General features: G+C 71.1%; 16 protein-coding genes and 1 tRNA gene. 3 read left to right on the top strand and 14 right to left on the bottom strand.

Translation table 11 applies throughout. The features are described 5' to 3' along the window. Nucleotides 1–8: 8 nt before the first annotated feature. Entirely contained in the window at nt 9–2522 is a 2514-nt protein-coding gene (locus tag CCN56_RS01690; RefSeq protein WP_086822537.1) for an ATP-dependent Clp protease ATP-binding subunit, read from the bottom strand. Nucleotides 2523–2676: 154 nt separating this feature from the next. Between CCN56_RS01690 and CCN56_RS01685 the strand changes: the two genes are divergently transcribed. Then, nucleotides 2677–3984, top strand: coding sequence for a YhgE/Pip domain-containing protein (locus CCN56_RS01685; RefSeq protein WP_086822534.1), 1308 nt, complete (start codon nt 2677–2679; stop codon nt 3982–3984). Between the two features lie 4 nt (nt 3985–3988). Here the strand turns inward: CCN56_RS01685 and CCN56_RS01680 are convergent, their stop codons facing one another. The 9 genes from CCN56_RS01680 to CCN56_RS01640 all read right to left on the bottom strand — a co-directional run bounded on the left by CCN56_RS01680 (nt 3989) and on the right by CCN56_RS01640 (nt 13293). Continuing rightward, on the bottom strand, nt 3989–4489 hold the full coding sequence (locus tag CCN56_RS01680) for a hypothetical protein (protein ID WP_086822532.1): 501 nt from the start codon (nt 4487–4489) through the stop codon (nt 3989–3991). Between the two features lie 78 nt (nt 4490–4567). Next, nucleotides 4568–5533 (bottom strand): hypothetical protein, encoded by a 966-nt coding sequence (locus tag CCN56_RS01675; RefSeq protein ID WP_086822529.1) that lies wholly within the window; start codon nt 5531–5533, stop codon nt 4568–4570. Between the two features lie 340 nt (nt 5534–5873). Next, nucleotides 5874–7970: a DNA helicase RecQ gene (gene recQ / locus CCN56_RS01670; protein WP_086822527.1), complete on the bottom strand. Its 2097-nt coding sequence runs from the start codon at nt 7968–7970 to the stop codon at nt 5874–5876. Between the two features lie 78 nt (nt 7971–8048). Continuing rightward, nucleotides 8049–9884: an ABC transporter ATP-binding protein gene (locus CCN56_RS01665; RefSeq protein WP_086822525.1), complete on the bottom strand. Its 1836-nt coding sequence runs from the start codon at nt 9882–9884 to the stop codon at nt 8049–8051. 110 nt (nt 9885–9994) lie between these two features. Continuing rightward, complete coding sequence (locus CCN56_RS01660; protein WP_086822523.1) at nt 9995–10498, bottom strand: hypothetical protein; 504 nt, start codon at nt 10496–10498, stop codon at nt 9995–9997. Between the two features lie 86 nt (nt 10499–10584). Continuing rightward, a tRNA-Leu gene (locus CCN56_RS01655) sits at nt 10585–10669 on the bottom strand. Between the two features lie 110 nt (nt 10670–10779). Then, nucleotides 10780–11943: an oxygenase MpaB family protein gene (locus CCN56_RS01650; RefSeq protein ID WP_086822521.1), complete on the bottom strand. Its 1164-nt coding sequence runs from the start codon at nt 11941–11943 to the stop codon at nt 10780–10782. 26 nt (nt 11944–11969) lie between these two features. Next, the gene (locus tag CCN56_RS01645; protein ID WP_086822550.1) at nt 11970–13022 is read right to left on the bottom strand and encodes a polyprenyl synthetase family protein; all 1053 of its coding nucleotides are present in this window, start codon (nt 13020–13022) and stop codon (nt 11970–11972) included. After that, nucleotides 13015–13293, bottom strand: coding sequence for a polyprenyl synthetase (locus CCN56_RS01640; RefSeq protein ID WP_086822518.1), 279 nt, complete (start codon nt 13291–13293; stop codon nt 13015–13017). Before CCN56_RS01640 ends, CCN56_RS01645 begins: the two co-directional genes overlap by 8 nt. 231 nt (nt 13294–13524) lie before the next feature. Between CCN56_RS01640 and CCN56_RS01635 the strand changes: the two genes are divergently transcribed. Next, nucleotides 13525–14388 (top strand): serine protease, encoded by an 864-nt coding sequence (locus tag CCN56_RS01635; RefSeq protein ID WP_086822515.1) that lies wholly within the window; start codon nt 13525–13527, stop codon nt 14386–14388. Between the two features lie 63 nt (nt 14389–14451). Here CCN56_RS01635 and CCN56_RS01630 read toward each other — a convergent pair whose 3' ends face one another. Both CCN56_RS01630 and CCN56_RS01625 read right to left on the bottom strand, forming a co-directional pair. Continuing rightward, nucleotides 14452–16176 (bottom strand): acyl-CoA dehydrogenase family protein, encoded by a 1725-nt coding sequence (locus CCN56_RS01630; protein ID WP_086822512.1) that lies wholly within the window; start codon nt 16174–16176, stop codon nt 14452–14454. Nucleotides 16177–16217: 41 nt separating this feature from the next. After that, nucleotides 16218–16772, bottom strand: a complete 555-nt coding sequence (locus CCN56_RS01625) for a PadR family transcriptional regulator (RefSeq protein WP_086822510.1) — start codon at nt 16770–16772, stop codon at nt 16218–16220. Between the two features lie 132 nt (nt 16773–16904). Here CCN56_RS01625 and CCN56_RS01615 point away from each other — a divergent pair, with 132 nt between their 5' ends. Beyond that, nucleotides 16905–19244 (top strand): ADP-ribosyltransferase domain-containing protein, encoded by a 2340-nt coding sequence (locus tag CCN56_RS01615; RefSeq protein WP_256961655.1) that lies wholly within the window; start codon nt 16905–16907, stop codon nt 19242–19244. A gap of 59 nt (nt 19245–19303) precedes the next feature. On the opposite strand, the gene CCN56_RS01610 is transcribed toward CCN56_RS01615, so the two are convergent. Next, nucleotides 19304–20161 carry a pyridoxamine 5'-phosphate oxidase family protein gene (locus CCN56_RS01610; protein WP_086822506.1) on the bottom strand — a complete coding sequence of 286 codons (858 nt, stop codon included), beginning with the start codon at nt 20159–20161 and terminating at the stop codon, nt 19304–19306. Then, nucleotides 20158–21018: FAD-binding oxidoreductase (locus CCN56_RS01605; RefSeq protein ID WP_086822503.1), on the bottom strand; the 861-nt coding region annotated here is incomplete at its 5' end. The genes CCN56_RS01610 and CCN56_RS01605, both read right to left, overlap by 4 nt.

Here is a 21018-nt window from a genome sequence, read left to right as displayed (position 1 = left end):
GGCGGCCGTCAGGCCGCCGTGGCGCCGCTCCCCACGGCCTCGTGCTTGCGGACCGTGCAGTGCAGCGAGTCCTCGATGACGTCCGCGACGATCGTGTCGCCGGGGTCGGCCTCGCCGCCGAGCAGCAGGGAGGCGACGCGGTTGTCGAGCTCCGTCTGGATCGTGCGGCGCAGCGGCCGGGCGCCGAACGCCGGCTGGTAGCCGTGGGCGACGAGGAGCTTCTTCGCCGCCTCGGTGACCTCCAGGGTCATGCCCTGCGCGTGGACGCGGTGCTTGCTGCGGTCGAGGAGGTGGTCGACGATCTCCGACAGGTCCTCCTCGGTGAGGCTGTGGAAGACGATGATGTCGTCGATGCGGTTGAGGAACTCGGGCAGGAAGCGTCCCCGCAGGTCCTCCATCAGCTCGTCCTTGAGCTCGGCCGCGTCGCCCTCGTGGGCGAGGATGCGGTGGGCGCCGATGTTGGACGTCATGATGACGACGCAGTGGCGGAAGTCGACCGTGCGGCCCTGTCCGTCGGTGAGGCGGCCGTCGTCGAGGATCTGGAGCAGCGTGTTGAAGACGTCGGGGTGCCCCTTCTCGATCTCGTCGAAGAGGACGACGCTGTACGGCTGGCGGCGGACCTTCTCGGTGAGCTGGCCGGCCTCCTCGTAGCCGACGTATCCGGGAGGCGCGCCGACGAGCCGGGCGACGGTGTGCTTCTCCTGGAACTCGCTCATGTCGAAGCGGATCATGCGGTCCTCGGCGCCGAAGAGCAGCTCGGCGAGGGTCTTGGCGAGTTCGGTCTTGCCGACGCCCGTGGGACCGAGGAAGAGGAAGGAGCCGACGGGCCTGTTCGGGTCGCCCATGCCCGCCCGGTTGCGGCGCACGGCCTCGGAGACGGCGGTGACCGCCTCGTCCTGGCCGACGATCCGGGCGTGCATCTCCTCCTCCAGCTTGAGGAGCCTCTCCTTCTCGCTGGCGGTGAGCTGCGAGACGGGGATGCCGGTGCGGCGGGAGACGATGTCGGCGATGTCGGCGGCGGTGACCGAGACGACGCCCTCGCGGCGCTCCTCGATCCCGGCGAGCTCGCCCTCGATCTCGGCCATCTGCTCCTTGAGCTCCTTGGCCCTCTCGAAGTCCTCGCGGGCGACGGCCTGGTCCTTCTCGCGCCCCAGCTTGGCGAGCCTGTCCTCGCGGCTGACGACCTCGGTGGAGCGGCCGCCGCTGCGGAGCCGTACGCGCGCGCCGGCCTGGTCCATGAGGTCGATGGCCTTGTCGGGCAGGAAGCGGTCGCTGATGTAGCGGTCGGAGAGTTCGGCCGCCGCCGCGAGGGCGCCGTCGGCGAAGCGGACCTGGTGGTGGGCCTCGTACGCGTCCCGCAGTCCTTCGAGGATCTGCACGGTCTCCTCGACGGTCGGCTCCGGGATCAGGACGGGCTGGAAGCGGCGTTCGAGGGCGGCGTCCTTCTCGATGTGCTTGCGGTACTCGTCGATGGTGGTGGCGCCCACGACGTGCAGTTCGCCGCGGGCGAGGGCGGGCTTGAGCATGTTGCCCGCGTCCATGGAGCCCTCGCCGGTGGCTCCGGCGCCGACGACCGTGTGGAGTTCGTCGATGAAGAGGATGATCTCGCCCTCGGCCTGCTGGACGTCCTCGATGACCTTCTTCAGGCGTTCCTCGAACTGCCCGCGGTACTGCGCTCCGGCGACCATGCCGGACAGGTCGAGGGAGACGACCCGCTTGTCCTTGAGCGTGTCCGGCACCTCGCCCGCGACGATCCGCTGGGCGAGGCCCTCCACGATGGCGGTCTTGCCGACGCCGGGCTCGCCGATGAGCACGGGGTTGTTCTTGGAGCGGCGGGAGAGGATCTCGACGGTCTGCTCGATCTCGTCGGACCGCCCGACGACCGGGTCGAGCCTGCCCGCCCTCGCCTCCTCCGTGAGGTCGCGGCCGTACTCGTCGAGGGTCGTGGCCGGCTGCTTCGCGGCGGCGGGGGCGCCCGGCTCCGGGCGGGCCGCCTGGTCGGTGAGGCCGCGCAGCTTCTGCACGTCCAGGTCCTCGGCCCGCAGGAAGCGGGAGGCGCCGGAGTCGGGGTCGCGCAGGAGGGCGCTGAGGATGTGCTCCGGGCCGATGTACGAGACCCCGGCCGCCTGCGAGTAGGCGTGGGCGGTCGCGAGGGTCCGCTTGGCCGCCGGGGTCAGCCCGGGCTCGGCGGACGGTTCGGCGGACTCCCGGGGAAGGACCCCGGCGAGCTGTTCGGCGAGCTTGTCGGGGTTCACCCCGCCCTGGGAGAGGAGCCGGCGGGTGGGCTCGATCTGGGTCGCCGCCCACAGGAGGTGTTCCGTGTCGAGGTCGGTGCTGCCGTCCTCGTCGGCCTTGCGCGCGGCCGTGTTCAGCAGTTCGTGGGCGGACTCGGTCAGCAGACGTCCGATGGGCACGCGCTGCACCGCCGGGGGCGAGGAGGCGGGTGACATCCCGAAGAACCGGTTGAACAGGTCGCTGAACGGATCCGACGAACCGAAGGGTGAACCGAACGCCATCGACATGACAGCTCCTGGAAACGCGAGAGGGGGCCTCCCCACTCAAACCCGGCGCCCACGCCTCCGCAATCGGAGCGGGACCGACGGTGCGTCCGACACGCCCACCCGCACGGCCGACCGAAATGCCCGGATCGCGGCCCCGTCCGCCGACCATGGCCCCATGACCTCCGCGATCCCCCCGAACGCCCCGGAACCCGAGCCCGGCACCGGCACCGGCACCGGTCCACAGGTCCGTGCCACCACGCTCGTACGGCACGCCAAGCTGTGGCTCGTACCGACCGTCCTGTGCGCCCTGGTGTCGCTGCTGCTGTCACTCCTCTACATGGGCGGCATCCTCAGCCCGAACGACCACCTGGACCGGCTGCCCATCGCCCTGGTCGACGAGGACCAGGGCCGTCCGCTGCCGGGGCAGCGGGAGAACCTGGGGAAGCAGATCACCGACTCGGTCGCCGCGGTGGGCTCCTCGAAGACCACCATCGACTGGCGCCGCCTCGACCTCGCGGCGGCACAGGACGCGATGGCCTCGGGCAAGGTCTTCGGCGCCCTGGTCGTCCCGAAGGACTTCACCGCGTCCGTCGCCGCGCTGACCACGAACCGGGCGACGGTCCGCCCGACGCTCACCGTGCTCACCAATCCCGGCCTCGGCAGCCTGGGCTCGTCCCTGGCCGCCCAGATCAACCAGAGCGCGGCACACCAGGCCTCGCTGACCATCGGCAAGCAGCTCGCGGCCACCACCGCCGTACCGACCACACGGCTGCTCCTGACCGACCCCGTCGCGATCACGACCCGCGTCGGCCATCCGATCGGCCGGCACAGCGGCCTGGGCCTGACCGCCTTCTACTACACGCTGCTGCTCGTCCTGGGCGGCTTCATCGGCGGAAACCTGGTCAACGCCGGTGTCGACACCGCGCTCGGCTACGCCGACAGCGAGATCGGGCCCTGGCACACCCGCCACCCGACCGTCCCCATCAGCCGCACCCAGACGCTCGTCCTGAAGATGCTGATGACGGCCGGGATCGCGCTCCTGACCACCACGCTCGTCATGGTCGCCACGATCGCGATCCTGGGCATGGACGCCGACCACATCCCGATGCTGTGGCTCTTCTCCTACTGCGCGACGGTCGCCGTCGGCCTCGGCGTCCAGGCCATCAACGCGGCTTTCGGGGGCATCGGGCAGCTCGTGTCCATGTTCATCTTCATCGCCCTGGCCCTCCCCTCCTCCGGGGCGACCGTCCCGCTGGAGGCGACCCCCGCGTTCTACCGCTTCCTGGGGATCTTCGAGCCGATGCACCAGCTCAGCTCGGGCGTCCGGTCCATCCTGTACTTCGACGCCCGGGCCGACGCGGGTCTCGCCCGCGGCTGGATCATGATCGCGGTCGGCACGGTGCTCGCCCTGGCGTTCGGGTTCGCCATGACGCACTACTACGACCGCAGGGGGCTGCGGCGCCTCACGCCGCAGCCCGCGTGAGCGACTACCAGGAGCTGCTGAACTGGATGGAGCGGTTGTCGTTCCGGGTGTTCACGAGCGTGGAGACGCCGGACCGGCGCTGGACGAAGTCGTAGGCGCCCTTGTAGCCGGCGCTGTAGTACACGGAGGCGCTGTAGCCGTCGTACCAGTTGTAGGCGGAGGCCGCGTTGTTGCCGGCGACCTGGCCGCTGCCCGAGCCGGTGTTGTCGCAGAAGCGGAGCGGCATGGCCGGGGTGTACGGCATCTTGAGGGCCAGCATGTCGTAGATGTTGTGGCCGATGTTGACCCAGGCGCCCGAGTAGTTGGGGCTGTAGTAGAGACGGAAGCGGAACTCCTCCGACGAGCCGGCGCACTTCTGGCTGGACATGATGGTGTCCTCGTCGCTGGAGATCCAGGCGGTGGGGTCGCCCTCCGCGTGGGCCGTGCCCGCGCCGGTCAGGGCGGAGGCGCCCATCACGGCGGCGACGAGGGCGGTGCGCAGGCGGCCGCGCGAGGTGGTCTGCATAAGGGTCTCCGGAGTGATCGTCGGAACGGAATCGGCAGAGGAAAGAGCAGAGGAAAGAGAAGAGGGAGGCAAGGCGGGTCAGGGGCGGGCGAGGACGTCCGCGGCCTTGCGCAGGCTGGTGTCGAGGGCGCGGCGGTCCGCCGCGAGCGCCGCGGCGTTGCGCGTGATCGACGCGCGCTGGATCCGGGTCTCCGCCTCGTGCCAGATCTCCGCGACCCGGTGCGTGGCGCGGCAGCCGATGTCGGCGAGCGCCGTGTCGATCTCGACGCGGGACGCGCCCCCGGGACCCGGCCGGAACCGGGGGTCGTCGTTGGCGGCCATGGGCGCCGGGTACGTGAAGCCCTTGGTCTTCATGCAGGCGGACCAGCGCGCGAACGCCGCCTTCACCAGCGGGTCTTCCATGGACGTGGGGTACGAGTCGCTGGTGAGCCGCTGGACCAGCGGGGAGACTCCCTGCACCGAACCGCCCAGGGTCCGGCGGGCCCGGCCGAAGCAGCCGCCTTCGGGGATCTTCCGCCCGCCGTAGAAGCCGCGCCGCGCCTCGGGGCCGACCTGCTGCAGGAGTTCGGCGGGGACGTCGGTGCCGCCCAGGACCAGCTGGGCGTCGGCGGAGAGCTGCGGCTGTGCGTCGGCAGCCTTCAACGCCTTTTCGTAGCGGGCCTGTTGGGCCGGGTCGACCTGGTAGCCGAACTTCGCGGACATCCGGGCGTCATGGATGCCGTACCGCCAGTCGAGCATGTTCTTCGGGCCGACCGGGGGAAGCGCAGGCGCCGGCTTCCAGACGATCCCGAAGTCCTCGAGGCAGCGGCCGACCAGCTTCTGCTCGGCGCGGGCGAGGGTCCTGGTCTGCTCGGCGGTGGGGCGGTACGCCTGCATGGGCAGGGTCCAGGTCGAGGGGTCGGCGGCGGAGCGCGGCGTGACGGTGACGGCGGCCGGCGCGGTGGGCCCCGCCTGCGGCTGCCCGGTGGAGCACCCGGTCAGGACGACGGCGGCCACGGCCAGTGTCGTACCCGTCCGCAGGATTCCGTGCAGACTGCTCGTCATCGGCGGAGGGTTCCTCACGTGCGTGGTCTCAGGGGTCCTGGTCGCCGCGCGGGGGCGGTTCGGTGGCGCCCTGGAGCAGTGGCCGAAAAGCGCACTGCGCTCCGGCCCGTGCCGTCGTCGTCATCCGCGTCCGAGGCGTACCCCAGCCGCCCCCCGGGAGACTCGGAAGAACCGTACATCCGAAGATCATCGCTGGTCAAAGCGCCTCCGGGAGCCGCGACTTGCCGCCCTCCGTCAACGACTCCCCCGGCCGTGTTCCACCGCTGTTCCACCACTCGAAAACGACCGGAGGCCGTATCGAATGTCTCGATACGGCCTCCGGCGCCCGGGATGCCCGGGGCTACTCGTCCTCGTCCCACGGCGGTTCGAGCTCGTCGAAGTCGAACGGCGGCTCCTCGTCGTAGAACGGCGGAACGTCCGGCTCCGCCCTGCGCGCCGACGGCATGGAGGCGGCCGGGGCGGCGGCAGGCGCCGGGACCGCGGGCGCGGCCGGAGCCGCGGGCGCGGAGGAGGCGGGGGCCCCGTCGGGACCCGCATCGCCGCTCCCCGCGCCGCCGGTCTGGGCGAGGGTGTCGAGGACGCCCTCGGCGTACTTGGTGAGCTTGGCCTCGCCGACGCCGCCGACGGTGCCGAGCTCCTCGACGGTGGCGGGCATGCGGGTCGCGATCTCGCGGAGCGTGGCGTCGTGGAAGACGACGTACGCCGGCACGCCCTGCTCGCGCGCCGTCGCGGCCCGCCAGGCGCGGAGCGCCTCGAAGACCGGCACGGCGGCCGCGGGCAGGTCGACCGGTACGCGGGCACCCTTGCCGGATCGGGTCCCGGGCTCCTTGCGGGCGGGGGCGACCGCCTTCTCCTTGCGCATCGGGACCTGGCGGCGCCCGCCGAGGACCTCGCCGCTGTCCTCGGTGAGCACGAGCGTCCCGTAGTCGCCCTCCACCGCGAGCAGCCGCTGCGCGAGGAGCTGGCGGACGACCCCGCGCCACTCGGCGGTGCCCAGGTCCGAGCCGACGCCGAACACCGACAGCTGGTCGTGGTCGAACTGGATGACCTTGGCCGTCCTCTTGCCCTGGAGGATGTCGATGATCTGGCCGGCGCCGAACTTCTGGCGCCGCTCCTTCGCCAGCCGCCACACCGTGGACAGCAGCTTCTGCGCGGCGACGGTCCCGTCCCAGGACTCGCCCGGCGTCAGGCAGGCGTCGCAGTTGCCGCAGGGCTTGCCGGTCTGCCCGAAGTACTCCAGGAGCCGCACGCGGCGGCAGTCGACCGTCTCGCAGAGGGCGAGCATGGCGTCCAGGTGCATGGCCAGGGAGCGGCGGTGCGTCTCGTCGCCCTCGGAGCCGTCGATCATCTTGCGCTGCTGGACGACGTCCTGGAGGCCGTACGCCAGCCAGGCCGTGGCCGGCTCGCCGTCGCGGCCCGCGCGGCCGGTCTCCTGGTAGTAGCCCTCGACCGACTTCGGCAGGTCGAGGTGGGCCACGAAGCGGACGTCGGGCTTGTCGATGCCCATGCCGAAGGCGATGGTCGCGACCACGACGACCCCGTCCTCCCGCAGGAAGCGGGCCTGGTTCGCCGCGCGCGTCCGGGCGTCCATGCCGGCGTGGTACGGGACGGCGTCGATGCCGTGCTCCACGAGGGCGGCCGCCGTCTTCTCCACCGAGGCGCGCGAGAGGCAGTAGACGACGCCCGCGTCCCCCTCGTGCTCGGTCCTGATCAGCTCCAGGAGCTGCTTGAGCGGGTTGTTCTTCGGGACGATGCGGTACTGGATGTTCGGCCGGTCGAAGCCGGCGACGAAGTGCCGGGCGTCCTCGAGGCCGAGCCGCTTCGCGATCTCGGCGTGGGTGGCCGGGGTGGCGGTCGCCGTCAGCGCGATCCGCGGCACCTTCGGCCACCGCTCGTGGAGCATGGACAGGGCGAGGTAGTCGGGCCGGAAGTCGTGGCCCCACTGGGCGACGCAGTGCGCCTCGTCGATCGCGAAGAGCGACACCGTGCCCCGGTCGAGCAGCCGCTGGGTGCCCTCGGTGCGGAGCCGCTCGGGGGCCAGGTAGAGCAGGTCGAGCTCGTCCGCGAGGAACGCCTGCTCGACGGCCTGCCGCTCGTACGGGTCCTGTGTCGAGTTCAGGAAGCCGGCCCGCACGCCCAGCGCCCTGAGCGCGTCCACCTGGTCCTGCATCAGGGCGATGAGGGGCGAGATCACGACGCCCGTACCCGCTCTGACCAGGGCCGGGATCTGGTAGCAGAGCGATTTGCCGCCGCCGGTCGGCATCAGGACGAGCGCGTCGCCGCCGCCGACGACCTGCTCGATGATCTCCTGCTGCTCCCCGCGGAAGGAGCTGTAGCCGAAGACGCGGTGCAGCACCCGGGCGGCGTCGGAGATCTCGGCGGAGTCGTCGGGGGCGGCAGGAGCGTCAGGAGCGGCAGAGGCGTCGGAAAGGACCATTTCTGAAGCCTATCCGTCCGCACCGACACCCCGGCCCGACCAGGAGCAACCTGTGGAAAACCCTCCGAGGGGCCGGCGTCAGTGCACGCCTGCCCCCGTGGGGGTGTCGTCGAGGAAGCCGCCCGACTGGTGCTGCCAGAGCTTCGCGTAGGCGCCCTCGGCGGTGAGGAGCTCCTGGTGCGTGCCCTGCTCGACGATCCGTCCGCGGTCGAGGACGACGAGCCGGTCCATCGTGGCCACCGTGGACAGCCGGTGGGCGACCACCAGCGCCGTCCGCCCGTCCATGAGCCGCCACAGGGCGTCCTGCACGAGCATCTCGCTCTCGGAGTCCAGTGCGCTGGTCGCCTCGTCGAGGAGGAGGACCGGCGCGTCCCGCAGGATCGCCCGGGCGAGGGCGACCCGCTGGCGCTGGCCGCCGGACAGCTTCACGCCGCGCTCGCCGACCATGGTGTCGAAGCCTTCGGGGAGGGCGTCCACGAACTCGGTGACGTGCGCCGCCTCGGCCGCGCGCCGGATCTCGGCGTCGGTGGCGTCCGGCCGGGCGAAGGCGATGTTCTCCCGCAGGGTGCGGTGGAACATGGCGGGGTCCTGCGGCACGTACGCGATCAGGCTGCGCAGTTCGGCCTGCCGGAGCCGGCTGATGTCCTGGCCTCCGATGGTGATCCGGCCGCCGTCGATGTCCGTCATCCGGAGCAGCAGCCGGGTGAGGGTGGTCTTGCCGCCGCCGGACCGGCCCACGAATCCGATCTTCGCGCCGCTGGGCACGTCCAGGTCGAGGCCCTCGAAGAGCGGCTTCGCGCCCGCGTGGGCGAAGGTGACCTTCTCGAAGCGCACCGCGGCGCCCTCGGGCCGGAGGGGTTCCGGGGTCTCCGGGTCGAGGACGGTCGGCCGGTCGAGGAGCAGTTCGGTGAACTGCGCGGCCTCCGTCATCGAGCTCTCCAGGCGCCGGTAGATCTGGTTGAACTCGAACATGATCCGGGTCGCGTTGGCGTAGTACGTGAAGGCGACGATGACGGCCTCCACGCCGTGCTCCCCGCCGCCGAGGGTGACGGCGAGGACGAGTCCGAGGACGTTCGTCAGGACGGACATCGGCGCGATGAGCGTCTCGATGCGCAGGTTGCCGTAGTCCCAGGAGCGCAGCGTGAGCTTCCGCGACTCCGCGACGCGGGACCGGTGCTCGGCGGCCTCGCGCTCCTCGGCGCCGAAGGAGCGGACGGTGTCCATGTTCGTCAGGCTGTCGGCGACGTGGCCCGACACCCGGGCGATCGCCTGTTCGCGCCGGGCGACGAGTGCCTGCCGGCGCCGAATCAGGGGCACCACGCACGCGCCCGTGATCGTGATGAGGACCAGGAGTCCGACCACGAGCAGCGGGTCGTACTGCCAGAGCACCACCGAGGCGAACACCAGCGGCACGAAGTTGCCCATGACCGAGAAGGTCAGGGTGTCGATGCACTCCTCGAAGCGGGAGGCGAAGCTGAGGACCCGTTTGGTGAGCGATCCCGCGAAGTTGTCGTGGAAGAACGCGGCGTCCTTGGCGAACAGTTCGTCCATGCCGATGACGTACAGGTTCTCGATGCCGCGGGCGTCGACGCGGTTCAGGCAGTGCAGTCCGAGGCGGATCAGGGCCTCCGCGAGCAGCAGAACGCCGGCGAAGACGAGGACGTACGGAATCAGGGGGCCGAGCCCTCCGCCGGTGCCTTCGCCGGCGATGCGGCCGACGAGCTTGGCGACGACCAGGGGGGCGATGTAGTTGGTGCCGATGTTGCCGAGCGCCGGCAGCAGCAGGGCGGGGGCGGCCAGCCATCGGAGGCGGAGCAGTTCCCGTCCGTAGAAGCGGACGGCGAGGAGTACCGAGCCCTTGTTCGGCAAACTCTCTTTCGATTCGGATGTTTCAGGTTTTTCTGGCGATCCCATACCCAACCCTGTGCTGTCGTGTCGAACATGAGCAAAGGGAGTCTCCCGCGCGGGTACTGTCGCGGTCCAAGGATTTTCGTCCGACCGTCCGGTCGGGGACGCGGCCGAGGTCAGGAGCCTTCAACGGCCGTCGGGTCGACCGCGTCGAAGACCATCACCCCCGCCACGGGATCGAGGTGGAACGAAGCCGGGTAGGCCTCCCCGGTGACAGCCGAGGTGAACGCCCCGCTCGTCCGCCACGCCGCGCCCGCGGGCACCAGGGGCGCGACGCTCCCGAGGACGTCCGGCAACTCCTCGGCGGGCGCCCAGTGGTACTCCTTCAGCAGCCGCCGGACGTCCGCCTTCGCGAGGGTCACCACACCGGACATCCGTACGTCGGTGGGCCCGGGCACCCGGGAGTCCGCCACGCCGAGCGGGGCCGCCGCCCATGCGACGCCGGTGAAGTTCCCGAACTGCGGGAACCGCCTCTCCACCGGCTTCCGGTCCCTCTCGATCTCCGGCGCCTGCTGCGACGCCGTGCGGGCCGGCGGCTCGGCCGCCCCGGCGCAGCCGCCGACGAGCGCGATCAGCAGCAGGACTCCGGCCGCTGTACGGCGCGACCCACCCGGACTCATCGGCCACCCCCGATTCCCGTGACGACACGCGAAAACACCACGTGGCGGCCGGGATCCATCCCGACCACCACGTGGTGCATGTCTTGTGTCCGAGGGGGGACTTGAACCCCCACGCCCGATAAAGGGCACTAGCACCTCAAGCTAGCGCGTCTGCCATTCCGCCACCCGGACTAGGTGTGATTGTCGTTCCGGGGTTTCCCCCGTGGCGACAGAGAACAATCTACCAGGCTTCCGGGGTGCTCTTCACCCTCGTTTCCGGTGGTCAGCGGGGTGAGGGGGCGTTACGGCGAGACGGTGGCCGCCGGCGGGGTCCAGCGGCGGGTGCGCGGCGGTCCCGCCGGGACGCCGTAGTCCTTCTTGAGGTGCTCGGGGATGGCGTAGTGCATGACGCGCCCGCGCGTGAGGGAGGAGAGTTCCATGACAGTGGTGAGGTGGCCGAGGCGGTCCAGGGCCCAGGCGCCCAGCGGGGAGCGGTCCTCGATGGTCTCCAGGACGCCGAGGAGGTGGGGGACGGACTTGACGACGGTGTCCCAGGGGGTGCGGGGGACGTCCAGCCAGTCGCCGCAGGTGTCTCCGACGAGGTAGCGGATGAGCGCGGAGACGATCGGGTCGAAGAAGGTGCCGGGGACGACCTCCTCGTACAGGTCGATCAGCTGCCGGGTCAGCTGGACGCCCTCGGGGGACGGCCCCATGTGCCGGATCATGTACCGGTCGAGGAAGCGGCGGGCCTCTTCGAGGGTCTTGGGGACGGCGTCCTGGTCGACGCCCAGCATGGCGCCGACCACGCGCCAGGCGTAGTAGTAGGCGTCGGCCCCCTCGGAGGACATGTGGATGCCGAGGCGGTGCAGGCTGTCGAGGACGAGCATCGAGAAGAACATCTGCCCGCCGATCATGTCCTCCTGACAGATCGGCACCCCCGCCGCCTCGACGTCCCAGCGGTTCTCGCGCCGGAGGTGGTGCCGGATGGAGGCGTGCAGCAGGCGGACCTTCTGCGCGGCGGGGATGAAGCGGCTGCCGGCCTCGAAGGCGTCGGGCTGCATCAGGTAGACCGTGAACTGTCCGGTCTCCGCCATCCGCTTGGAGGGGTACTTCAGGCCGTGCGTCGCCGACAGCAGCTTCGCCACGTGCGGGACGAGGTAGCAGGCGGGCATGGAGGCGAAGGAGAGCGCGGTGGAGATGTGCACGTTGTTGTCGATGAAGAAGAGCCGGGCCTTCTCCATCTCCGCCCAGTCGACCCAGGCCGGCGGGGCGCTCGTGGCGTGGAGGTACTCCCGGGCGACGTCGGGCAGCCCGTCCGGGAGCGGGGCGCCCGCGGTGGAGACGTACCGCATGAGGGTGTTGAACGTGCCCACCTCCCCGCGTTCGAAGAGGGTGGCGACCGTGGCGTCGGCGAGTTCGTCGCCGGTCCGCCGCAGGGCGTCCATCGAGGCGTCGGTCAGGGTCATGGGAAGGCTCCTCGTTCTCTCGGTGCTCAGGAACGGCGGACCGTCGCCGAGTGCGCCAGGGCGGTGAGCGCGGCGGCGGGGGCCGCGGGCAGGTTCAGCTCGTCGAGGGCGCTCAGGGCCTCATCGACACGGTCGGCGATCAGGGCCTCGACACGGTCGGGCGCCCTGAGCCGCCGCATCACCTCGCGTACGGCTTCCAGGGCGGCCCCGTCGGACTCGGGCCGGCCGAGCAGCTCGCGCAGCCGCCCGCGGTCCTCGTCGCCGGCGAGCCGCCAGGTCTCCGCGAGCAGGGTCGTGGGGCGGTGCCCGCGGACGTCGTCGGCGCCGGCCTTCCCGGTGCTCTCCGGGTCGCCGAACAGGCCGAGCAGGTCGTCCCTCAGCTGGAACGCCTCGCCCAGCGGCACTCCGTACGCGGAGTAGCCCTCCCGCAGCCGCCCGCCGGCCCCGGCCAGGGCGCCGCCGATCAGCAGGGGCTGCTCGACGGTGTACTTGGCGGTCTTGTAGCGGATCACCTTCAGTGAGGCCGTCGTGTCCGGGACGGCCCCCGTGTGCAGGATCTCCAGGCACTCCCCCGCGACGAGGTCCCGGGCGAGCGCCGCCCAGAGCGGGCGGGCCCGGCCGAGGTAGGCGGCGGGCAGGCCGCTGGTGACGAAGAGCTGCCCGGCGAGCGACATGAGCAGGTCGCCGACGAGCATCGCGAGCGACCTGGCCCCGGCGGCGGCCCGCGGGTGGTGTTCCAACGCGGCGCGCAGGGCGATGTGCGCGGTGGGCCGGCCGTGCCGCAGCGGACTGTCGTCGATCAGGTCGTCGTGCACGACGGCGGCCGCGTGCACCAGCTCCATGGAGGCCGCCGCCCGCACCAGCGCGTCGCTGTCGGGCTGCCCCGCCGCGCGCCAGCCCCAGTAGCAGAACGCCGCCCGCAGCCGCTTGCCGTCCGCGACCGCCGCCTCCAGCTGCTCCGCCACCGGGCCGAGTGCCGGGTCCACCGCCGTCAACCGGTCGGCCTCTTCGGCGGCATGACTCCGCAGCACCTCGTCGACGCGCGCCTTGAACGCGGCCGACTCCCACCGCTCAGCCACCGTCGCCGGCCCGCCGCGCAAGGACGTGCCGGGCGAGGACCTCCAGGTGGGCGGGGGGCGGGGACATGTACCGGTCGAGCACGAGACGGCCGCGCGCCTCCAGGTCCCGCTCGGCCTCGGCCGCCACCTCGACGGCGTCCGAGCGCCTCAGCAGTCCCCGTACGAGCCCGAGTCCCGACCCCAGCGTGCTCACCGCCAGATCCGCGAGACCCGCCGCCAATAACACCGCCCGCTCGTCCAGGCCCCCACGGGATCCCGTCTCTCGCGTCACACCCACTCCCTCAACCCCGCAACGTCGACGTCACTCCTCCCAGCCTTGCGCCCGACGCGCGAGGACGACGGCGGAACTCACGAACGAGTGATCATCTCGCCGACCCGCTTGACACGCGTGCCACCTCTCAACACCGCACGCCCTCTTGCCACTTGGGCAACTCCTTTCCAAGAATGCACATGACAACCGAAGGATTCTCGGTTGCATGGTCATTCAGAGGGGAACCCCCACATGAAGAAGCCTCTCGCCGGCGCCCTGCTCGCCCTGCTCCTGACAGGAGCGGCGGCGGTCCCGGCCGCGGCCTCCGCACCCCGGGAGACGGTCGCACAGGCACAGGCACAGGCACAGGCACCGGCCGTGGCCGCAGTCGACTTCGCGGGAACGGTCGCGCTCAGCAACTGTTCCGGCTCCGTCGTCCGCACGCCCAGCTCCCTGCCGAGCGACCCCGCGCTCGTCCTCTCCAACGGGCACTGCCTGGAGACCGGCATGCCGGGGCCCGGCCAGGTCGTCGTGAACAAGCGCTCCAGCCGCTCGTTCACGCTGCTCAACTCGGCCGGCACCGGTGTCGGCACCCTGCGCGCCAGCAAGATCGCGTACGGCACGATGACCGACACGGACATCTCGATCTACCAGCTGACCAAGACGTACGCGCAGATACAGAGCACGTACGGCATCAGCGCCCTGACCCTCAACGACACCCACCCGGTGCAGGGTTCGGCGATCAGCGTGGTCTCGGGGTACTGGAAGCGGATCTACAACTGCAGCATCGACGGCTTCGTGTACCGCATGAAGGAGGGCGACTGGACCTGGAAGGACTCGGTCCGCTACACCTCGGCGTGCAACACGATCGGCGGCACCTCCGGCTCGCCCGTGATCGACACGGCCACCGGCAAGGTCGTCGCGGTCAACAACACGGGCAACGAGAACGGTGAGAGCTGCACCGTGAACAACCCGTGCGAGATCGACGAGAACGGCGTCGTGACCGTCCGCCAGGGCATCAACTACGCCCAGGAGACGTACATCATCGTCCCCTGCATCGGCGCCGGCAACGTGATCGACCTGAACCGCCCGGGCTGCACCCTGCCCAAGCCGTGACACCGCGACCGCCCCTGCCCGCCGCCCTCCTCGGGTCGGCGGGCAGGGGCGGTCAGTGGTCGCTCAGGGCGTCATCTCGTACGCCCCCGACAGCGCCTCGACGCGCTGCCAGACGCGCCCCGACCGTGCCTCGTCGACGACGGGGCGCCGGACGGCGCCGAGCGCCCAGAGCTGCTGCTGCTCGGTCGCGGAGTCCTTGCCGTGCAGCTCGACCGCGTGCGCGGAGAAGTCGCGGACGAGGACCGCGAACAGCTCGTCGAGGACGTCCTCGTCGAGGCCGGTCAGGGCGGCCTGCTCCAGGACCAGCTGCCCGTGGACGACGAGCGCGAAGAGCTGGCCGACGGCGAGGAGCAGGTCCAGGTCTCGGCTCTGCTCCTCGTCGGGGGCGGCCTTGAGCACGAACTCGCAGAGCGCGTCGGCCTGTTCGCGGAAGCGGGCGACGTTGGACACATGGGCGTACGTGTCGTAGGCCGGGCGCCAGTCGTGGAAGCGGACCGAACCGAGGCCGCGGGCGGGACCCTGGCGGAAGAGGAACGTGTCGTCGGCCGCGTCCAGACGGCTCGGGACGGGCTCGTACGCGACCGGGTCGAGGAGGTGGTTGCGCATGAACTTCAGGATCAGCGCCAGGTTGACGTGGACCGTGCCCTCCAGCTTCGGCAGACCGCGGATCTCCACGGCGGCCTCGGCGAAGTAGTTGTCCTTCTCGAAGCCCTTGGCGGCGATCACGTCCCACATGAGGTCGATGACCTTCTCGCCCTCCGTGGTCACCTTCATCTTCGTCATCGGGTTGAAGAGGAGGTAGCGGCGGTCGTCGGGGCCGGCCGTGCGGAAGTAGTCGACGGCGCGGTCGCTGAACAGCTTCATGCCGACGAGCCGGACGTACGCGTCGGTCAGCTCGCGCCGCACGTGCGGGAAGACGGTGACCGGCCGGCCGTACAGGATGCGGTTCTGCGCGTGGGTGACGGCCTCGTACATCGCGTGCTCGCAGATGCCGATCGAGGCGGTGCACAGGTTGAACTTGCCGACGTTGACGGTGTTGAGGGCGGCGTCGAAGGCGGCGCGGCCGGTGTGCAGGACGTCCTCGGCGGCGACCGGGTACTCCTCCAGGCGGAACTCGCTGACGTACTTCGAGGAGTCGACGACGTTCTTGACGAGGTGGTACGCCGGGTGGCGGCTGTCGGCGGCGAAGAAGACGTAGCCGTCGGGGCCCTCGACGTCGGTGCGGCGGCCGAAGACCGAGACGAGCCCGGCGGCGTTGCCGTTGCCGATGTAGTACTTGGACCCGGTGGCGCGGAAGCCGCCGTCCCCGTCGGGCGTGAGCAGCATGTCGGTGGAGTAGATGTCGGCGCCGTGCGACTTCTCGGAGAGACCGAAGGCGAACACCTCGCCCTGGGAGAGGAGTTCGGCGGCGCGGGCGCGGGCGGCGGCGTTGTCGCTCTGCCAGACCGGGCCGAGGCCGAGGATGGTGACCTGCCAGGCGTACCAGTAGTCGAGGCCGTAGAAGCCGAGTATCTCGTTGAGGGCGGCGATGCGGGCGGTGTCCCAGCGCTTGTCGCCCTCGCCCTCACCGGCGGCGGCGGACGGCGTCAGGAAGGTCGCGAAGAGCCCCTCCTCCGCGGCGAAGGCGAGGAAGTCGCCGAGCCAGGCGCGGGTCCGGTAGTCCTCGATGATCCGGCGCTTGCCGCGCGCCTCGAACCAGTCGACGGTGGCGCGAAGGAGTCGGCGGGTCTCCGGGTCGAAGTGCGCGGGGTCGTAGGTGTGCGGGTTGAACAGCAGCGGGTCGGCCATGACGTCCGCCTTTCAAGGATGAGGGGTTGGTACGGACCGGTTCAGCGGGCGGCTTCGAACCGGGCGAGGGTGGCGAGGACGTCGTCGAGCCAGGCGAGCATCATCCGCTCGTACGCGATGCCGCCGCGCAGCACGGCGTGCTGGAGCTCGCGCTCGGCGTCGAGCGGGCCGGCCGACGGCTGCCCGAAGTCCCGTGCCTCGCCCGCGAGGTAGTGGGCCAGCCGGTCCGTGTGCGCCTGCCGGTGGCGCTCGACCTCGCCGATCAGCGCGGCCGGATCGTCGAAGGCGGCTCCCCTGATCTTCACCGCGAGGTCGTGCCGCACGCTCTCGGGCTCGATCGGTTCGTGCAGCCAGGCGGAGAGCGCGTCCCGGCCGGGCCCGGCGACGGAGTACTCCTTCTTGTCCGGGCGTCCCTGCTGCGGCACGTCCCGGACGTCCACCCAGCCGTCGCTCTCCATGCGCTTGAGCACGCGGTAGATCTGCTGGTGGGTGGCGGTCCAGAAGTATCCGATGGACCGCTCGAAGCGCCGGGCCAGCTCGTAGCCGGATCCGGGCTTCTCGAGCAGGGACACGAGGATCGCGTGGTCGAGCGCCATGCGCCCGATCCTGCTATGCAACGAGTTGCATAGCAAGGTGGAGCGGCCCGGTGAGACACGGCTCACGGGCGTTGTCAGTGGGGGGCGATAGCTTCGAGAACGTTCGGAAGAGTGGACGAAGAGGGGGAATTCGTGGGTGTCGAGCGTGCGTTGAAGGTCGTTCTCGTCGACGTCAACGACGAGGTGGTGGCGGCCTGGAAGTCCGCGTTCGCGGACACGCCCGGGGTCGAGATCCGGCAGGGCTCTCTTCTCGACGTGGACGTCGACGCGTGGGTGTCCCCCACCAATGCGCGGGGCCGGATGGACGGAGGGGTCGACGCCGTCGTCAAGCGGCACCTCGGTGCCGGTGTCCAGGTGCGGGTGCAGCGGGCGATCCGCGAGCGGTTCGGCGGAAGCCTGCCGGTGGGCAGCGCGGTGTGCGTCCCGTCCGGGGCGGCCGTGCCGCGGTATCTGATCTCGACGCCGACCATGCGGCAGTCCTCGCAGAACGTCAGCGACACGATGAACGTGGCACTGGCGTGTGCGGCCGCCTTCCAGGCGGTGCACCTGCAGAACCTGGCGAAGCCCGGCAGCATCCGGTCGGTGGCCCTCGTCGGGATGGGCGCGCGGACGGGGCAGGTGCCCGCGCAGGTGTGCGCCAATCTGATGTGGACGGGCTACACCCTGTTCCACGACCACGGGTTCGCGGACTACGACGAGTTGCGGGCGGCGGTACTGGGCCAGCTGGACGACATCGAGGGTGCGGGGCCGGCGCAGCGGGTGCGGATCAAGGTGCCGGAGCAGCCTGCCCCCACCGCGGCCAAGGTGCCGGAGCAGTCTGCCCCCACCGCGGCCAAGGTGCCGGAGCAGCCTTCACCCACCGCGGCCAAGGTGCCGGAGCAGCCTTCGCCCGCCGCGCCGTCGGATCCGCTGGGGCTGGCCGAGCTGTTCGCCGGCGGCGGTGAGCCGTGGCTGCCGCTGCTCGCCCCGGTGATCGAGGCGCAGCCGGGGGCCACCGCCTTCATCGGTCCGAAGCGGAGCCCGGAGGTGGTGCCGGTGCGCGAGCTGACGTTCCAGGCGCTGAAGCCGCATCCGCCGCACAAGTGGAAGGTGGTCGCCTTCGGGCAGAACCCGTACCCGCGGGCGGAGAGCGCGACCGGCATCGCCATGTTCGACAACACCTTCCACGACTGGAAGGACAGCCAGTTCGGCCGGGTGGTCAGCATTCGCTGCATCATCAAGGCGGCCGCGATGTGGAAGTACGGCATCGCGAAGAAGACGCCGATCGCCGATGTCCGGGCCCTGCTGAAGAAGGAGGACACGGTTCAGCCGCCGGAGTGGTTCCAGGCGATGCTCACCCAGGGCGTGCTCCTGCTGAACGCGTCCCTCACGGCGAGCGCGGACGGGGCGGTGCCGACCGATCGGCACACGTCCTTCTGGCGGCCCGTCGCCGAGCAGATCGTCGAGGAGATCCTCCGGGCGAAGCAGGACGCCGACGAGGCGGACCGCGGGGTGGTGTTCGCCTGGTGGGGCGCGCACGCCCGGAGCCTGAAGAGGGTCGTCCAGCGGCTCGAGAAGAAGTACCCGGGGGTCGAGGTCCGGCACCTGGACCACGCGAATCCGGCCGCGCAGGGGGACGTCTTCTGTGAGGGGGACCACTTCGCCCGGGTGAACGACGCCCTGGCGGCGGTGGGGGCCGAGCCGGTCGACTGGCTGCCGAGCAAGGGCTGGGACCGGCACACGAGCGACGCGGCCGGCTCCGAGCGCATGGGCGCGTTCATCGCGTCGACGATGGAGCTGCACCAGCTCTATCTGGAGCGGCTCACGGGCGTCAAGGACGAGGGGCTCGTCCTGCCGCCGATCACCGGGGTGTTCGACACGCCGGTGATGGACTTCCGGAAGGCCGTCGAGCCGGTGACGCGGGTCCTTGCGAATCTGGACCGCTACGTCGAGCGGTCGAGCCGGTTCGCGGAGGCCAAGGCGGCGGATGCGGAGGCCTCGGGCGGCCTGTCGGCCGACGCGATCTCGGCGCTGTACCTGTACACGTGCGAGTCGGCGTTCTACCGCGAGATCAACGCCGTGCTGAGGTCCCCGGACCGGGAGCGCCTCGAACCGTACCTGCCGTACCTGCGTCTGCTGTTCTCGGCCGTCGCGGAGCTGCCGGCGCAGACGCGACCGCTGTGGCGCGGTGTGGCGCTCGACCTGCGGTCCCAGTACCCGCTGGGGCGCACGGTGACGTGGTGGGGCGTCTCGTCGTGCACGTCCGAGCCGAGCGTGGCGCGGGCCTTCCTCGGGAGTCGCGGCCGGCGGACCCTGTTCGAGGTGACGCCGGCGCGCGCGGTGGGCATCCGGCGGTTCTCCGCGTTCACGGGGGAGGAGGAGTACATCCTCACTCCGGGCACCCAGCTGAAGGTGACGGGGGTGACGACCGAGCGCGGCGGCCTGTGCACCGTACGACTGACCGAGCTGGAGGGCCAGGGTCTGGTGTCCTAGGCCTGGTGTCCTGAGGCCTGGTGTCCCAGGGCCGGCCTTTCCGGCGGGCGCGCTCGGCCTCAGGCGCGTGAGGCATGGGGCCGGGCGGGAGTGCTTCTGCTGAACCAGCCGCTGAAGCTCTGCGTACCGGCCGTCGATTCGGTCGCAGCGTGCCCGCCGGTGCCGGGGTCGTGCCGTACCGCCCTCGCCAGGACCCGCTCCGCCTCGGCCCGCCAACTCGCCGCGTTCGCACGGGGCGGGGGCAGGAACAGACCCCGCCCCGGTGCGTCGGCGGCCGCTCCGAAGAAGTCGCCACCCTTGCGTTTCACGTCGTCCGTCCCCCAGGAGCGGCCGGAGCCGCGCGCGGGGACCCTCTGCAGGTGCGGGATGTGCTTGGCGCAGTGGATGTACGCCTCCTCGACGGTGATCACCATCCATACGCGGGCCCGCCGGCCGGGTACGGGGTCGATCGCGAGCGTGGCGTGGGCCCTGCGCATGTCCTCGTCGGCCACGATCGCGGCCCGGCCGTTGACGTGGAGTCCGATGCGGTCGCGGAGGAAGTCCACCATGAGGACGCCGACGTGCGGGTTCTCCTCGATGTTGCCCAGGCTGGCGTGGACGCCGTTGCCCCGGTACTCGGGATAGGCGAGCGTCATGTCGTCCAGGACGTGGAGGAAGCCGGGCGGGCCGGCACGGAAGGTGTTGTCGCACTCTCCGTGCCGGTCCGCGGTGGCGAGGAAGAACATCTCCTGCCGGGCCACGAACTCCCGCATGAGCGGGTTGAGTCGGTCGAGGACCTGCTCGGCGTAGAAGCGGTCGGCGCGCTCCGTGGTGCCCAGGCGCTGCTGGACCAGGTGTTCGCCGTCGCTGCCCGGGCGGGTGGTGCGCAGGGGCGTCGTCGGCGTCCGCCGCTGCCCCGCCTGTTCGAAAGTGCTCACGTCGTTGTCCCGACCAGTCCTTCGATGGAGTCGTGCCGTATGCGACGGGAGGGGACGCCCATGCCGAGCAGGGTGTCGACGCCGCGTCGGATCATGCCGGGCGGGCCGGACAGGTACACGTCGTGGGTGTGCCACGCGCCGTACTCGCGCACCGCCTCGGGGAGCCCCCCGGGCAGACCGCCCGGACCGTCGTCGACGACCGGCCGGACCGAGAGCCAGGGGTGCGACTGCTGCAGTCGCATCATGGTGTCGAAGTCGTACAGGTCGTTGTTGCTGCGGGCGCCGTAGAACACGTCGACGGAGCGGTGCCGGCCGTGCTGCACCACGTCCTCCACCAGGGCCTTGATGGGCGCGATGCCGGTACCGCCGCCGAGGCAGAGCAGCCCGTTGTCGGTGGTGTGGTCGACCGTCATGGAGCCGGCAGGGGGACCGAGCCGGACGACGTCGCCGGGACGGGCGCGGTGGACGAGGGCGTTGGAGACCCAACCCGCCGGTACGGCCTTGACGTGGAAGGAGAGCAGTCCGTCGGAGCGGGGGGCCGAGGCGAAGGAGTAGTGCCGCCACACCCGCGGCCACCAGGGCGTCTCCAGGGCGGTGTACTGCCCGGCGAGAAAGGGATAGGGCTGGTCGGGGCGGACCGTGACGACCGCGATGTCCTTCGTGCGCATGTCATGGGCGACCACCTCCGCCTGCCACCAGGCGGGGGCGCGCAGTTCGTCCTCGGTCGCCGCGTCGATCATGATCTGGGAGATGGTCGTGTAGGCGGCGACCCACGCGGCTTCGGTCCTTGGCCCCCAGGTCGACGGCGCGTAGCGGGCGAGGGCGCCGATCAGGGCCTCGCCGACGGCCGGATAGTG

Origin of the sequence: Streptomyces sp. NRRL B-24572 (assembly GCF_002156145.1) — a bacterium.
Taxonomy (GTDB): domain Bacteria; phylum Actinomycetota; class Actinomycetes; order Streptomycetales; family Streptomycetaceae; genus Streptomyces; species Streptomyces vietnamensis.
This window is presented reverse-complemented; position numbering and strand designations above follow the sequence as displayed.

Bases quoted from the DNA above. Each gene is read 5' to 3' on its own strand.
- CCN56_RS01680 (WP_086822532.1), bottom strand. From the start codon at position 4,489: ATGCAGACCACCTCGCGCGGCCGCCTGCGCACCGCCCTCGTCGCCGCC.
- CCN56_RS01630 (WP_086822512.1), bottom strand. From the start codon at position 16,176: ATGGCCGACCCGCTGCTGTTCAACCCGCACACCTACGACCCCGCGCAC.
- CCN56_RS01635 (WP_086822515.1), top strand. From the start codon at position 13,525: ATGAAGAAGCCTCTCGCCGGCGCCCTGCTCGCCCTGCTCCTGACAGGA.
- CCN56_RS01625 (WP_086822510.1), bottom strand. From the start codon at position 16,772: ATGGCGCTCGACCACGCGATCCTCGTGTCCCTGCTCGAGAAGCCCGGA.
- recQ (WP_086822527.1), bottom strand. From the start codon at position 7,970: ATGGTCCTTTCCGACGCCTCTGCCGCTCCTGACGCTCCTGCCGCCCCC.
- CCN56_RS01665 (WP_086822525.1), bottom strand. From the start codon at position 9,884: ATGGGATCGCCAGAAAAACCTGAAACATCCGAATCGAAAGAGAGTTTG.
- CCN56_RS01660 (WP_086822523.1), bottom strand. From the start codon at position 10,498: ATGAGTCCGGGTGGGTCGCGCCGTACAGCGGCCGGAGTCCTGCTGCTG.
- CCN56_RS01650 (WP_086822521.1), bottom strand. From the start codon at position 11,943: ATGACCCTGACCGACGCCTCGATGGACGCCCTGCGGCGGACCGGCGAC.
- CCN56_RS01685 (WP_086822534.1), top strand. From the start codon at position 2,677: ATGACCTCCGCGATCCCCCCGAACGCCCCGGAACCCGAGCCCGGCACC.
- CCN56_RS01675 (WP_086822529.1), bottom strand. From the start codon at position 5,533: ATGACGAGCAGTCTGCACGGAATCCTGCGGACGGGTACGACACTGGCC.
- CCN56_RS01690 (WP_086822537.1), bottom strand. From the start codon at position 2,522: ATGTCGATGGCGTTCGGTTCACCCTTCGGTTCGTCGGATCCGTTCAGC.